Consider the following 14,004-nt stretch of genomic DNA (forward strand, 5'->3'; position numbering starts at 1 on the left):
TGATAATCCGGTAATGCAAAGATTGAATTACCGGAAGCAACATTTCAGACTATCTTTTTTTAATGCATCACCACTGATAGCTCAGGAACAGCTTCGCGTTGCGGCCATCTTGTGGCACACCTTGCGGCGCGTAATACTCTTTATCAAATGCGTTACCCAGCACTACCGTGGTGGTTACGCCTTTTAACTGCTCCTGGCCTTTATAGCTGACATAAAAGTCATTGAGACCATAGCCGGCCTGACGTACACCAGTACTTAACGGTTTGGAACGATCGGCAAATGTGGCAATCCAACCGACCGCGAATCCGCTGTTTACGACGGGGACATCCAGAATACTGGTGACGGTATCCGGGTTGATGGATTCGAGCCATTTACCGGTACTCTGGTTTTTACCGCGGGTTCGGTTATAGGCCAGATCCCAGTTAAACAGTGCTGTTTTGTAGCTCATGGTGGCATCCCAGCCCCAGATTTTCGCCCGGTCGATATTGACCGATGTGGTGGTCATCGCCATCATGTTAACGCGGGTGTCGATGTAGTCATTAGCATGGGTATCGAAGTAACTGGCTTTGAATTGCAGGTCATCATCAGCCATCAGTAACTCACTGAAACGTAGACCAAAACCGTACTCCTGGGTTTCATTGGTTTCTGGTTTCAGATTAGGGTTTGGCACCCAGTAGTTGGTGAGTGTCATCCCTGGGCGGATGGGGATCGAGAAGTGTTTTGAGTCGTTGTACATCTCGCCCATCGTCGGTGCGCGGAATGCCTGGGCGTAAGAACCAAACAACATCAGCCAATCGGTGGGCGTAATACTGACAGCTCCGCGTGATGACCATTTATCAGCATCCACATCGGCATAACCTTCACTGCTGCCGCGATAGTTGTCATAACGGGTGCCGGCCAAAATAGAAACCGGCAGATCGCGCAGGGTAATTTCATCTTGCAGCCAGCCGGAACCAAAACGGATATCCGCTCGTGGGAAGCTTTCTGTTGCACCGCCGGGAGTCTGCTCCTGTTTATAGGCTTCAGTACCGTAAGTCAGCAGGTGCGAGGCGATGCTGTCAGTGAATAAACGGGTGCGGTTTTCCAGTTTGCCGCCGTTGGTTGTCTGCTTACGTCCTTCCTCCGCTGAACCGCGTGGGCGGGCATTGATTTCCACTTCGGAGTAATAAACTTGTGCCGTGGCATTCAACCACTCTTGGTCAAGTGGCTTAATATTGTAGCTGAGTTGCGCATCACGTTGAATTGTCGAGCGATTCGTCATGACATTACCGCTGGAGGCATTACTGGTTTGCGGGTTTTTTGGTTCAATCGCGTCGTTGTTGTAATAACGTAAGTTGGCGCTTAGTGACTGAGTCTGATCAATACGCCAGGTACCTTTTGTCAGCACATTGCTGATAGTCTCATCATTGGGTGCATTAAAGCCGTTGCTCTGACGGATGTTGCCGATATCACGAGTACCAAAAGAGAGTATGCCATCCAGTGAGTCAGTGCGCCCATACGCGCTGGCACCCAGACCTACGCTGTGATCACCGGTGGCGGCCGAGCTGTAAACCCGATAACCGCTGTTATTGCCCGGTAACAGTAAATCGGCAGCATCGACGGTTTCGAAAGAGATGACGCCACCCAATGCGCCACTGCCATACAGCAGTGCTGACGGGCCACGTACCACTTCAACGCGTTTAACCAGTGCCGGATCGAGGAAGGTTGAGTTCAGGTGGCCGGTATCAGTGCCTTGGCGAATACCGTCGACCAGCGTTAATACGCCTTGCTTGCCATAACCGCGCAGTGTCACATCCTGACCATTGGTTCGCCCGCTGCCAGTCACGGTCAGGCCCGGAACTTTGCGTAACATATCTGCCGCAGATGTGGCGGTTTCGCTGGTGGGCGAGGTTCCTTCAATGACGGTCACCATCATCGGCGCTTCAAAGCTACTGCGCTCATTGCCGGTTGCGGTCACCACCATCGTATCGGTGGTGTGTTTTTTGCTGTTTTCTTGCTCAATCGTGGTGGCTGCGGTGGCAGCCAGAGGCAAGGTGCAAGCGATTGCCAAACTGAGTGGTGACCAACGGAAACGGTTGGAAGTAATACGAGGCATGACGGCAATTCTCCATATTTTCTATTCAAAAAAACAGATAGATAGTTTGCTGGCTGCCTTGATTCGAGAATCTGGGTGGCTTGCTGTGCCCTTGGTCCTTAACATGACAGCAGTGTTTGCTGTAACGGCAATGACGTTGGCTATGTGTATGTTATTTAGTCAGTATTAGCTTGCCGGTCTTGGTTTGACGCAACTGATAGCATTCGCCCTGATGAATGATAAAAGCGACACCGTGCTCCCTCAGCAGTTGTTCGCTGGTGATAGACAGCGGCTTACTTGCCATCGGGGACTCGACAGCAGGCTCGTCGTTCAATATCGGTGCTTTATTCAACGGATTGTCCATATAACCAACAAGGTAATGATACGCAATATGAATATGATAATCATTATCAATATGAACTGATGTTACATCAAGACATATTTATTGTTAATTAATTATTTTGCTAATGGATTCCAGCTCGGTTGATTTTTATGTCTAATCGTTGGCCGCAGGGCCATCAATCATGAAACGCAGAGGGTGTTGTGCAGCCGCAGCGCGGGTTAACACGCGTGCATATGAGGTATTTCAGGCAAGGCCAATGGGGAGGGTGGCAACGCTGTCAGCCTGTTGTTAGCGATATCCCTCTCTGCTCATTTTTTGAAAGAAACATTTCTGTGCATCATTGATGATGATGGGATAGACGTTTATGTCATGGGATTGACAGAACGGAACATTCATCTGTACGGCTGGAGATATTATGAATTTCCCAAGCATATTTAGTTCCCGTAGTGGCCACTGCGCAGTAACCCGAAAACAAGATCCGCAATGTTCTGCCACGCAGAATAAATCTAATTATCGACTGATATCTATGAATGAAAAAGCGCCACAGAAAGTTGAGAGAATAATTGGGATTGAGTGCGGGTATATTCCCACAGCTACCCGCTCGGTAGCTACCCTTAAAGAATACCAGGCTAGCCAGTTGAATATCGCACAGTCTGTTATGGATAAACTTAAGTTTAATCTTAATGTGACAACTTTATTATCACCTTCGGATCTTTTAAATACCGTGGATTCGGGTGTTGGGCTAGTCACTCAGCAGCAAATGAAAACCACGAAAGAGTTACAGAAAAAACTAATTAGCCATATTGCCGGGTTACTGAGTAATAAGTTTGCTTTTTCGCTGAAGGAAACAGAGAAAGTTATTCGTCTGGAATTTAAAGAAGCCGCGACCAAGTTGCGTAATGAGAAAACCTGGCAAACGGTACAAACTCATTTTGAACATAATAGTAAAGAATACGTCTGCACTTTAATTCCGGCAGGGCAAATGAAAAGTGGAACGAGTGATATTTTCCAGCATTCTTACCAGAACAACGGTGTCTGTAGCGCATCGACAACAGAGACTGAACACGCGACAAATTTATGGATGTCGGAAATTGCCGGGCCTGACGATAAGGGTGAGGCTCAAACGTTATTTAAAGGTATTCGCCACGGTATTCTCTCCCCTTATGGATTGAAAAATGATGACCCCGTGCGTGCGTCGGGTGCTCTCTCTCGGGCAAAGGAGGTTGTGGCCGCTGCGTTGTATGCGAAGCCTGACTTATTCAATAAAGCCTTGGCCGGTGAACCCGTTCCGTTACAAATTGTCTCCACTTCTCTGGTCACGGCAAGCCACATAGGCGGGGAAGATGAAATGTTAAAGGATCAGATAAATGCCTGGCAATCGTTGAGCGAAAAGAAAGCTGTAAGTTTGTCTGTCATGGGAAATGACGGGAAATTGCAGCAAGTAACGGTGAATCTTATGGTGGCAGCGTTCAATTTTGGTGTCAACGAAATGGCATTGAAATTCGGGTTAGGGCGGTCAACGTCAGACGGATATAACGCGCAGGCGCTCAAACAGCTATTGGGCGGTGACCTTACACCGAATTCCCCTCCTGCCGGGATGGTGGGTAAGTATCTGGCAGACACACCTACGAATGGGGATAAAGTGAGGGAGTTGAGTCAGCAACTCAAGCAAATTCTTGTCCATAATTCGCACCATCGTGATGGTGGTGAACCTTATAAAGCGGCGCAACGTGTTGCCATGCTAGCGTATGAGATTGGTGCAGTGCCTTGCTGGAACTGTAAGAGCGGTAAGGACAGAACCGGCATGTTGGACGCAGAAATCAAAAGAGAAGTGGTCAGCCAGCACCAGGGGCTGCCATTGAGCAAACCCGGCCAGGCTCTTAGCAATAGTGATAAAAAATTATTTCAGCAAGTGCTGGTTAACGGTGGTAACTCAGAAGTTCAGGCTTATAACACCGGCGCGGCAGGCAACCAGGTATTAAAAAATTACCGATATTCAACTTATCATACGGTGAACGCATCGGTAATAACGAGGTATGGAACGAGGTGCAAGGTCTGTCACGTCTGGTAAGAAGTTAAGGGAATAAATGCATAATATAATCTATCGTCTTTACGATGCTCTGGGGCTTGAAATTGATGGGGACGATCCGGCTTTAGTGATTGATAACGATTTGACCATTTACTTCAACGAGTCAGAGGATGCGTTAGAGATGTGCTGCCCGGTTGGGCCGTTACCCACGCAAGTCACTCAGTTGCAGAATGTGCTGAAGTTAAATTATGCCAGCTCAGTCGTGCTGGCGACTGACGCCGGGAATACTCTGTTGCTGGCGCTACAGCGTTTCCCTGAAACGTCTTGCGGCGCAGAATTGGAGGCTGGGCTGAATCAGCTAATAACCATTACACGCGATCTGCGTCAAACCCTGATATAAAGTGTTTAACTGGGAACGTTAGAGTACCTGCTGGTCAGAATAGAGGTTTGTTAGCCTACACCAGCGGCTGGCTGGTTTAGGCTGATTACTGAGGTTAATGACAACGCGCCAGTAGTGGTGAGAACAGGCCGATCGTAACGACTTCCATGCAGGCTTGAACCGCGCCATTCCTGGCGCGAACACTCTATTCTTCCGCCCGTCTTGCACCTTGCAAGATTTGTGATAAGTGACAGATTATTTTGCTCATTAATAGCTCTGCGAACCGATCTACATCATGAGACTTTCACCGAGTTTTTATAAATTATATAGCAATCTATCTAAACTATTTGGTCTTTAATGGCGTGTCAAAAAGGCAATTATTAATAACATACTCTATTTAATGGTTTTTATCTCATGCTAAATTGAATTCTATTCTTTATGTTTATCATCTGATGATAATGTTTATATAATTAATATTATCAATATCATTGGCTATTTTTATATGGTCTTGCTGTTTTTTAGCCTACTTTGTTAATTAAATAAAATTACTATAAAAGTGACGTGGCTGTTTATTTATAAATGTAAACACTATCATCCGAATGTAAGTAAAATAAGACATATCAGTTTCTTCTGTTTGCTTCTAATTAGTAGCGGGATTATCTTTTACAACCATTATTTAATTGCACAAAACTCTGGCTTTAACAGGCCGATTTTTCGTTCAGTGATTGTGATTGTATATCTTATTAAATATTTATGAGAGGTGTTATAAATATGGCAATTAATAAAGAGTTTTCGCCTGAAAAGGAAGCCGCAGCATTATTTCTGTTGGATCAGGCGATGGGGTTCACTTATCAGGCTGCACTTCGTGCAGTCACTATTTTGGGGGTGGCTGATCAGCTTACAAATGGGCCAAAAACAGCACAGGAACTGGCGAAGGAACTTAGTGTTGATGCGCAAAATCTGCATCGGGTGATGCGACTGCTTGTGACTCGGGACATTTTCCATGAAGTCGAAGGGCAGCGATTTGCTCTTACTCCGGCGGCAGAGTTTTTATGCACATCGACATCCCATTCGCTACGTGATGGTATTTTGATGCTGACAGATGAAACAATGTGGCGGCCGCTGGGCAATCTGGCAGAAAGCATCAAAGGTCACTCCGTCTTTAAACAGATATACAACATGTCGTTCTTCGAATACTGGTCACAGCCGCAGAAACGCTCGCCAAAATATGATTTCCATACCGGTATGTCTTCTATGTCAGCGGTAGAAAATCTGGCTTTGGTGCGTAGCTATGATTTCCCTGCAAATACGACCGTGGTTGATATTGCCGGTGGTTTAGGCGGATTACTGTTGCAAGTTTTGCAGGCCAATCCCACACTTCACGGTATTTTGTTCGATCAGGCACCGGTTTTGGAACGGCATTGTCTTGGCGAGTTGGGCGATGACTCACGCTGGAAGCTGCAACCGGGTAGTTTCTTTGAAAAATGCCCTCCGGCAGACTTTTATTTGCTTAAATACATTACCCATGATTGGCCGGATGAAAAGACGGCACAAATACTTGGAAACTGTCGTAAGGCGATGCACCCAAACGGAAAAGTGCTGATCATGGAGGGCATTATTCCTGAAGGTAATGAGCCACATTTCGGGAAATATATGGACCTTATCTTGATGGGAAGCTTTGACGGTGGCAGAGGGCGCACTGAGGCTGAGTTGAAACTGGTGCTTGCCAAAGCTGACCTAAAACTGAATCGCATCATCAAAACCGGTAGCTATCTGTCGATAGCCGAGGCGGTTGCTCGTTAACCATAGCGGTATGATAACGCCGCACACTTGTCGTAATCGCCTTTCCAGCCCGCACTTCATTTGCGGGCTTTTCTCTCCTGTTCATTACTGGCATATATCGGTATCATCTTGATATTAGTAATGCAAATCATTAGCATTACAGCCAAAGGATAATTAAATCCCTAATTTTCAGGAGAGAAAATGCGATTACGTACAGCTCTATTTTTATCATTACTGATGGCAACGGCTATTCTTACCGGGTGTGATGATTCATCTGCGCCCCCTGAAACAACGGCAAAAATTAGTATTGAACATGCGCAGGGCACGACTCAAGTTCCGCTTAATCCGCAAAAAGTTATCATTCTGAATCCTTCGGTATTGGATACTGCCGACGCACTGAGCATTAAAGTGGCAGGTGTTCCGCAGACCAGTACCCATTTGCCCGCCTTTTTATCCAAATACAGTGGCTCTGGTTATCTGAATGCTGGCACCTTATTTGAACCGGATTATGAGGCGCTGAGTCAAGCCAAACCTGACCTGATTATTGCAGGTGGGCGCGCTCAAGATGCTTATGACAAGCTTAGCGCTATCGCACCGACTATCTCGCTTGATATTGATTCCCAAAACTTTACCCAAAGCCTGACGCACCGCACTGAGCAACTGGCATCAATATTTGGTAAAGAAAAAGAAGCTAAGGTGCTGCTGGGTAATTTTACTTCTCAGATAAACAGCATCAAGCAGAAATCAGCTAACGCCGGATCAGCAATGGTATTGATGGTCAGCGGTGGCAAAATGTCGGCTTACACGCCTGGTTCGCGTTTCGGTTTTGTATTTGACGAATTGGGTTTCACGCCAGCGGCAACGTTCACTGAAACTGGCCGTCATGGCAATGTAGTGACATCTGAATTTATTCTCAATGCCAACCCGGAGTGGCTTTTCGTACTCGATCGGGATAATGCAATTGGCCGTACCGAAGGGCAATCTGCACAACAAATTCTGGATAACCCGCTGATCCGCAAGACCAAGGCTTGGCAAAACAACCACGTTATCTACCTCGACTCCTCCTCGCTCTATATTGCGGGTGGGATACAAAGTTATAGCCAGTTGATGGATAAAGTGAGTTCAGTGTTGGATAAACAAGCCGCAGTGCAATAATTCTCATCAATGAAAAATATTAGCTTTGTAGCGGGCCTGGTTATTTTACTGGGCCTGATGATATGTAGCCTATTTATCGGTGCCGGGCATGTCACATTCGCCAATCTCTGGTCTGATCCAGATATGCGTGACATTTTTTTGATAAGTCGTGTGCCGAGGACGATGGCTTTAGTGTTGGCTGGTAGTGCAATGAGCGTCGCCGGTCTTATTATGCAGATGCTGACGCAGAACCGCTTTGTCGAACCTTCAATTGCAGGAACCACCCAGTCAGCCAGCCTTGGCTTATTGTTAGTGATGGTGTTCAGCCCATCGGCCCCGGTGATGGTGAAAATGGTCGTGGCGACAGTATTTGCAATGGGCGGCACCGCGCTGTTTATGCTGTTACTGGCGCGAATGAAAATGAAATCGGCTCTGATGGTTCCGCTTACTGGCATTATGCTGGGCGCGGTGTTTAGTGCTGTCACAACATTTTTGGCGATGGAGTTTGACCTGTTGCAGTCGCTAGGCAGTTGGGAGTCAGGTGACTTTTCCGGCGTATTACAAGGCCGCTATGAATTGCTGTGGATAGTCGGTGGGCTGACACTGATCGCGTGTTTGATCGCCGATCGTTTTACTGTCGCCGGGATGGGGCGTGATTTTTCTGTTAATGTTGGTCTTAACTATCAACGTGTTATGCTGATAGGAATGTCTATCATCGCCATTATTAGCGGCGTGGTAGTGGTAGTTATTGGCGTGCTGCCTTTCCTTGGTTTGATTGTCCCCAATATTGTCAGTATGGCGATGGGGGATAACCTGCGCCGAACTATACCTTGGGTTAGCCTTTGTGGTGGTGGCTTGGTTGTTCTGTGCGACATTATCGGCCGGTTAATTACTTATCCGTTTGAAATACCCGCCAGCGTTATTTTGGGAGCGATAGGTGCATTCGTTTTCCTGTTATTAATTGTTAGGACAAAACGTTATGCAGGCTGAGTATTCTTCAAAAGATCATCTGTCGCAGGATATAAAACTGAGGTTAAGCCGACCTGCAAAGCGATTGCTGCTATTGAGTTCAATTGCACTCGTGGCAATGATTATTTTTATGACGATAAATCTGAGCGGTAATATTCGGTATGTCCTGGTGCATCGTGGCCTTATTTTAGCCACCATGCTTTTGGTCGCATTTGCCGCGGGCACCGCTACCGTATTATTTCAGACCGTTACCAATAATCGTATTTTAACGCCATCGGTCATGGGGCTTGAGGCATTATTCATCCTGATTCAGACAATGTTGATATTTTTTGTCGATGCTAATGGGTTTCGTGTATTGGGTATCACCGGTAAATTTCTCTGTGAATCCGCATTGCTATTACTGTTCTCTGTCTTTCTTTACCGCTGGTTGCTGACGGGGATCGGCATTAATTTGCACAAGGTTTTACTGGTTGGTTTGGTCTGCGGCACCCTGTTTCGTAGCCTTTCCAGCTTGATGCAACGTCTCCTTTCTCCTGGGGAGTTTGCTATCCTTCAGGGGCGTGTTTTTGCCACTTTTACTCGCGCTGCACCCGAAATTATCGCTGTGTCTGCTGGGATTACCTTGATGGTAGGGATTACTGTTTGGCGTATGCGTCACTGCCTTGATATTATTGCGCTTGGTAGAAGTACGGCCATTAATCTCGGTGTTGCTTATCAGAAGAAAATAACCACAATCCTCCTTCTGGTTTCGTTGCTGGTGGCTATCTCGACGGCATTGGTGGGGCCGCTAACCTTTCTTGGTTTGCTGGTCGCTAATCTGGCTTATCAGGTTGTTGGTTCATTCCGCCACCAATATTTGCTGCCTGGTGTTTTTCTTCTCGGGGCCATTACGCTGGTGGGCGGCCAATTAATTCTTGAACGCTTACTGAATATGTCGGGAACGCTATCGGTAGTTATCGAGTTTATTGGTGGTGCCCTGTTTATTTATCTTTTAATAAAAAAGGCTCCGGTATGATTGAAATAAATGGCATTAATAAAAAATACCAAGATACCGCAGTACTCAATAATATAAATGAGAGCATTCCTTCTGGCGGCATTACTTCGATCATTGGCCCAAATGGGGCAGGTAAATCGACATTGTTATCTATTATGAGTCGCCTTCTGGCTCCTGATATCGGGAATATTCTGTTTAACGGACTTGATGTTGCGAAAACATCCGGTGATAAACTTGCGACTATCCTGTCGGTTTTACGCCAAGAGAATCATTTTACCAGCCGTCTAACGGTGTCAGATTTAGTTGGATTTGGCCGCTATCCTTACTCGAAAGGCAGGTTAAATGACGATGACCGCCTGCATATAAATGCCGCGATGGAGTTTCTTAATCTCCAACCACTGCAAGACCGTTATCTTGATGAACTGTCGGGTGGGCAACGGCAACGCGCGTATGTCGCGATGGTGCTATGTCAGGACACGAAATATATTCTGCTGGATGAGCCATTAAATAATTTAGACATGAAACATTGCGTTGCAATGATGAAGCAATTGCGGCGTGCTGCTGATGAGTTACAGAAAACTATTATCCTTGTTATTCATGATATCAACTTTGCCTCTGCTTATTCCGACCATATTATTGCCATGAAAAATGGCGAGGTGATATATCGTGGGGAACCGAAGAAAATCATGCGCCCCCACATTCTGGAAGATATTTTTGATATAAAAGTCAGCATAGAAATGGTACAGGATCAGCATATTGCTGTTTACTATCGTTGAATGTTTCTACACCATAAATCAGATACGCATGTGGCCGGATATATATTGGTTAGAAGAGCTATCCGGCAACCTGCATTTTAGTGATGAGACATTTCGTGGATGATATCATCTTTGTCTAAAGAAATAGGATAGAACGTTGGCCAGTTATCCATTTCTTTAAGCAGTTTTTCCTGTGACTCATTACTCATGTAAATATGAAAATGATGGGATTTTTGTGGTTCAATAATATGATCACTAAACTGAACGTATTTGGGTGATTTTGAATTGACATCTTTGCATTCAAATAAATAACGAACTCCTTTCTTGCCTGAATCATAGTGCATTATTTTAAATCCGGAGTAAGTATATTGGCATGAGCTAACCGATTCCGCAGTATGGAAGTCTATGGTGTTATTCTCAATGCCAATCATATTAATATCTGTAGCATATCCTTTTTTATAATACTCTCTATATTCTTCAACTGTTTTATCTTTATTCTTTTTGGACTTATTTATCAGAACAGGATCGAGGTCGCCTTTTAATAAATAAGGGTTGATAGATTGCCAAACGCCATCCCAATCACTGAGTGCTCTATCTATAACATTGTTATCTTCGAAAATACCTTCACTGGCTTTGCGCATTGCATCCGATTGTTGATGTTCATGACCATGTTTGCCATGCGCTGATAAATTGAAACTGATTACTGTGGCACAGAGACCCAAGGTGATTAACGATAAATGGGAATGTTTTCTCAACATAGATGGCTCCTAATGAATGGTTAATTATGTAATGTTATACTATTACATTAATGCGAATCAATAGGTAATTTCGGAAACAGGAACCGTAGTTAGACTATTTAATGATGCCAGATACCGATGAAATAATGGGGTAAGCAGGTGCTGGATGATCTTTAAGAAAACCATTTATTAACAACTTAACTCCTATCTATTCTTCTTTTATTTACAACTTATCGGATTATAAAAACTAATCCAAATCCCCGAGTGTCGACCTCGTTGCATTTTTTAAAATAAACAACTGTCTGAATGATCACCTGCACAATTTTTTGCTGCAATCATCACATTAATGCAGTTTTTTGTATCGTAGCATCCTGCCTCATGAGATACATTTCTCTTAGTGATTTTACTCTGCAAGGCTGCGAAAAATGAAAATTTACAGTGACTTACCAATAACAATTAATGATGTAATTGATGCGCAGAAAAGACTGAAAGGTCATATCTACAAAACTGGGCTGGCGAGATCGAATTACCTGAGTGAACGTTGCCATGGCGAGATTTATCTGAAGTTTGAGAATATGCAGCGGACGGGGTCGTTTAAGATCCGAGGGGCTTTTAATAAGCTCAGCTCACTCAGTGAAGAAGAAAGAAAGCAGGGGGTTGTGGCCTGTTCTGCGGGTAACCATGCACAAGGCGTTTCTTTATCCTGTGCTATGTTGGGGATTAACAGTAAAGTGGTGATGCCCAATTGTGCCCCTAAATCAAAAATTGCGGCGACCAGCGAGTATTCTGCTCAGGTAGTGTTACATGGTGAAAACTTCAATGACACCATTGCTAAAGCCAGCGAAATTATTGAAATGGAAAACCGCATTTTCATCCATCCATTTGACGATGAAAAAGTTATTGCTGGTCAAGGTACTATCGGACTGGAAATACTCGAAGACCTCTATGATGTTGATAATGTCATTGTGCCGATTGGCGGTGGTGGATTAATTTCCGGTATTGCTCTGGCGATTAAATCTATTAATCCGACAATTAACATCATTGGTGTGCAATCAGAAAATGTTCACGGTATGGCGGCATCCTATTATAGTGGCAGTATTACTAACCATCGTAAAACCAGTACGTTGGCCGATGGTTGTGATGTCTCCCGCCCTGGTACTCTACCATTCGAAATCGTAAAAATGCTCGTTACTGATATTGTGTTGGTCAGCGAAGATGAAATAAGAAGAAGTATGATCGATCTTATTCAGCGTAATAAGATTATTACTGAAGGTGCGGGAGCATTAGCATCCGCAGCATTATTAAGTGGAAAATTAAAAGACTACATCACCGGCAAAAAGACCGTCAGCATTATATCAGGCGGCAATATTGATTTATCGCGCGTATCTGAAATAACGGGATTAGGCAGTATTTCGTAAAACATATTAATAAGGAATCTATTAATGAGTATCGATAATGCTATTACAACCACAACAGAAACAAAAGCAAAAACATGGCGTAAATCAGACACCACTTGGACTTTGGGATTATTTGGCACAGCAATCGGCGCTGGCGTTTTATTCTTTCCTATCCGCGCTGGTTTTGGCGGTTTAATTCCTATCTTAATTATGTTGGTGTTGGCTTATCCCATCGCCTTCTTTTGTCACCGTGCATTAGCTCGCTTATGTTTATCCGGTAGTAACTGTTCAGGCAATATCACCGAAACTGTGGAAGAACACTTTGGTAAGACCGGTGGTGTGGTCATTACCTTCCTCTATTTTTTCGCTATTTGCCCGCTGCTGTGGATTTACGGCGTTACTATCACTAATACTTTTATGACCTTCTGGGAAAATCAGCTCCAACTGGCTCCGTTAAACCGAGGTGTGGTGGCGCTGGCGTTGCTGCTACTGATGGCCACAGTGATTTATTTCGGTAAAGACCTGATGGTTAAGGTTATGAGTTTTCTGGTGTTCCCGTTTATTGCCTGTTTGGTACTGATTTCACTCTCACTGATCCCTTACTGGAATGCTTCGGTAATTGAACAGGTAGATTTGAGCCAGATTTCTCTGTTGGGGCATGACGGTATACTGGTTACCGTTTGGTTGGGGATCTCCATTATGGTTTTCTCTTTTAATTTCTCACCTATTGTTTCTTCTTTCGTGGTATCGAAACGCGAAGAATACGAATCGGAATTTGGTCGAGAGTTTACCGAGAAAAAATGTTCTCAGATTATCAGTAGGGCCAGCATATTGATGGTGGCTGTGGTGATGTTTTTTGCCTTTAGCTGCCTGTTTACTCTGTCACCGCAAAATATGGCGGAAGCCAAAGCACAAAATATTCCTGTACTGTCTTATTTGGCAAACCATTTCTCTACGATGTCCGGCAGTAAATCCACCTTTTCTGTGACACTAGAATATGCCGCTTCGCTAATCGCGCTGGTTGCTATTTTTAAATCCTTCTTCGGACATTATCTCGGCACGTTGGAAGGTCTTAATGGCTTGGTTATTAAGTTCGGCTATAAGGGTGATAAAACTAAAATATCCAGTGGAAAGCTCAATCTGATCAGTATGTTCTTTATTATGGGATCAACCTGGTTAGTGGCCTATATCAATCCGAACATCCTGGATTTAATTGAAGCGATGGGCGCACCAATTATCGCCTCACTGCTGTGTCTACTACCGATGTACGCTATTCATAAATTGCCTGCTCTGGCCCGTTTCAGAGGCCGGCCAGAAAACTACTTTGTTACCCTCGTCGGTCTGCTGACCATCTTCAACATCGTCTACAAATTATTATAAGACGGCGCTAAAAGCCCGTGTTTACACAATG

Annotated in this window: 12 protein-coding genes; 9 read left to right on the forward strand and 3 right to left on the reverse strand. The window is 44.8% G+C overall.

The features are described 5' to 3' along the window. Window positions 1-67: 67 nt before the first annotated feature. Both YALDO0001_RS02920 and hemP read right to left on the reverse strand, forming a co-directional pair. On the reverse strand, window positions 68-2,095 hold the full coding sequence (locus YALDO0001_RS02920; protein ID WP_004699713.1) for a TonB-dependent hemoglobin/transferrin/lactoferrin family receptor: 2,028 nt from the start codon (window positions 2,093-2,095) through the stop codon (window positions 68-70). A 151-nt stretch (window positions 2,096-2,246) separates the two neighbouring features. Beyond that, window positions 2,247-2,438 carry a hemin uptake protein HemP gene (hemP, locus tag YALDO0001_RS02925; RefSeq protein WP_042839327.1) on the reverse strand — a complete coding sequence of 64 codons (192 nt, stop codon included), beginning with the start codon at window positions 2,436-2,438 and terminating at the stop codon, window positions 2,247-2,249. Window positions 2,439-2,943: 505 nt separating this feature from the next. Between hemP and YALDO0001_RS02930 the strand changes: the two genes are divergently transcribed. The 7 genes from YALDO0001_RS02930 to YALDO0001_RS02960 all read left to right on the forward strand — a co-directional run bounded on the left by YALDO0001_RS02930 (window position 2,944) and on the right by YALDO0001_RS02960 (window position 10,480). Further along, the gene (locus YALDO0001_RS02930) at window positions 2,944-4,488 is read left to right on the forward strand and encodes an inositol phosphate phosphatase SopB (RefSeq protein WP_004699718.1); all 1,545 of its coding nucleotides are present in this window, start codon (window positions 2,944-2,946) and stop codon (window positions 4,486-4,488) included. 16 nt (window positions 4,489-4,504) lie between these two features. After that, window positions 4,505-4,846, forward strand: coding sequence for a type III secretion system chaperone family protein (locus tag YALDO0001_RS02935; protein WP_004699720.1), 342 nt, complete (start codon window positions 4,505-4,507; stop codon window positions 4,844-4,846). A 750-nt stretch (window positions 4,847-5,596) separates the two neighbouring features. After that, a complete protein-coding gene (locus tag YALDO0001_RS02940) occupies window positions 5,597-6,628 on the forward strand; it encodes a methyltransferase (protein WP_004699722.1) in 1,032 nt (343 codons plus the stop codon). Window positions 6,629-6,808: 180 nt separating this feature from the next. Then, window positions 6,809-7,762 (forward strand): siderophore ABC transporter substrate-binding protein, encoded by a 954-nt coding sequence (locus YALDO0001_RS02945; RefSeq protein ID WP_004699725.1) that lies wholly within the window; start codon window positions 6,809-6,811, stop codon window positions 7,760-7,762. 9 nt (window positions 7,763-7,771) lie between these two features. Next, entirely contained in the window at window positions 7,772-8,731 is a 960-nt protein-coding gene (locus YALDO0001_RS02950) for an ABC transporter permease (RefSeq protein WP_004699727.1), read from the forward strand. Beyond that, a complete protein-coding gene (locus YALDO0001_RS02955) occupies window positions 8,721-9,725 on the forward strand; it encodes an iron chelate uptake ABC transporter family permease subunit (protein ID WP_042839329.1) in 1,005 nt (334 codons plus the stop codon). The genes YALDO0001_RS02950 and YALDO0001_RS02955 overlap by 11 nt, the downstream gene beginning before the upstream one ends. Beyond that, on the forward strand, window positions 9,722-10,480 hold the full coding sequence (locus tag YALDO0001_RS02960) for an iron ABC transporter ATP-binding protein (RefSeq protein WP_042839330.1): 759 nt from the start codon (window positions 9,722-9,724) through the stop codon (window positions 10,478-10,480). Before YALDO0001_RS02955 ends, YALDO0001_RS02960 begins: the two co-directional genes overlap by 4 nt. 77 nt (window positions 10,481-10,557) lie before the next feature. Here the strand turns inward: YALDO0001_RS02960 and zinT are convergent, their stop codons facing one another. After that, a complete protein-coding gene (gene zinT, locus YALDO0001_RS02965) occupies window positions 10,558-11,217 on the reverse strand; it encodes a metal-binding protein ZinT (protein WP_004699733.1) in 660 nt (219 codons plus the stop codon). A gap of 404 nt (window positions 11,218-11,621) precedes the next feature. Between zinT and tdcB the strand changes: the two genes are divergently transcribed. Together tdcB and tdcC are read left to right on the forward strand one after the other, a co-directional pair. Then, window positions 11,622-12,614, forward strand: a complete 993-nt coding sequence (tdcB, locus tag YALDO0001_RS02970; RefSeq protein ID WP_004699735.1) for a bifunctional threonine ammonia-lyase/L-serine ammonia-lyase TdcB — start codon at window positions 11,622-11,624, stop codon at window positions 12,612-12,614. Between the two features lie 24 nt (window positions 12,615-12,638). After that, window positions 12,639-13,973 (forward strand): threonine/serine transporter TdcC, encoded by a 1,335-nt coding sequence (tdcC, locus tag YALDO0001_RS02975; protein WP_004699736.1) that lies wholly within the window; start codon window positions 12,639-12,641, stop codon window positions 13,971-13,973. Window positions 13,974-14,004: the final 31 nt, after the last annotated feature.

The organism is Yersinia aldovae ATCC 35236 (assembly GCF_000173735.1).
Taxonomy (GTDB): Bacteria; Pseudomonadota; Gammaproteobacteria; order Enterobacterales; family Enterobacteriaceae; genus Yersinia; species Yersinia aldovae.

Bases quoted from the DNA above. Each gene is read 5' to 3' on its own strand.
- YALDO0001_RS02920 (WP_004699713.1), bottom strand. From the start codon at position 2,095: ATGCCTCGTATTACTTCCAACCGTTTCCGTTGGTCACCACTCAGTTTG.
- hemP (WP_042839327.1), bottom strand. From the start codon at position 2,438: ATGGACAATCCGTTGAATAAAGCACCGATATTGAACGACGAGCCTGCT.
- YALDO0001_RS02930 (WP_004699718.1), top strand. From the start codon at position 2,944: ATGAATGAAAAAGCGCCACAGAAAGTTGAGAGAATAATTGGGATTGAG.
- YALDO0001_RS02935 (WP_004699720.1), top strand. From the start codon at position 4,505: ATGCATAATATAATCTATCGTCTTTACGATGCTCTGGGGCTTGAAATT.
- YALDO0001_RS02940 (WP_004699722.1), top strand. From the start codon at position 5,597: ATGGCAATTAATAAAGAGTTTTCGCCTGAAAAGGAAGCCGCAGCATTA.
- YALDO0001_RS02945 (WP_004699725.1), top strand. From the start codon at position 6,809: ATGCGATTACGTACAGCTCTATTTTTATCATTACTGATGGCAACGGCT.
- YALDO0001_RS02950 (WP_004699727.1), top strand. From the start codon at position 7,772: ATGAAAAATATTAGCTTTGTAGCGGGCCTGGTTATTTTACTGGGCCTG.
- YALDO0001_RS02955 (WP_042839329.1), top strand. From the start codon at position 8,721: ATGCAGGCTGAGTATTCTTCAAAAGATCATCTGTCGCAGGATATAAAA.
- YALDO0001_RS02960 (WP_042839330.1), top strand. From the start codon at position 9,722: ATGATTGAAATAAATGGCATTAATAAAAAATACCAAGATACCGCAGTA.
- zinT (WP_004699733.1), bottom strand. From the start codon at position 11,217: ATGTTGAGAAAACATTCCCATTTATCGTTAATCACCTTGGGTCTCTGT.
- tdcB (WP_004699735.1), top strand. From the start codon at position 11,622: ATGAAAATTTACAGTGACTTACCAATAACAATTAATGATGTAATTGAT.
- tdcC (WP_004699736.1), top strand. From the start codon at position 12,639: ATGAGTATCGATAATGCTATTACAACCACAACAGAAACAAAAGCAAAA.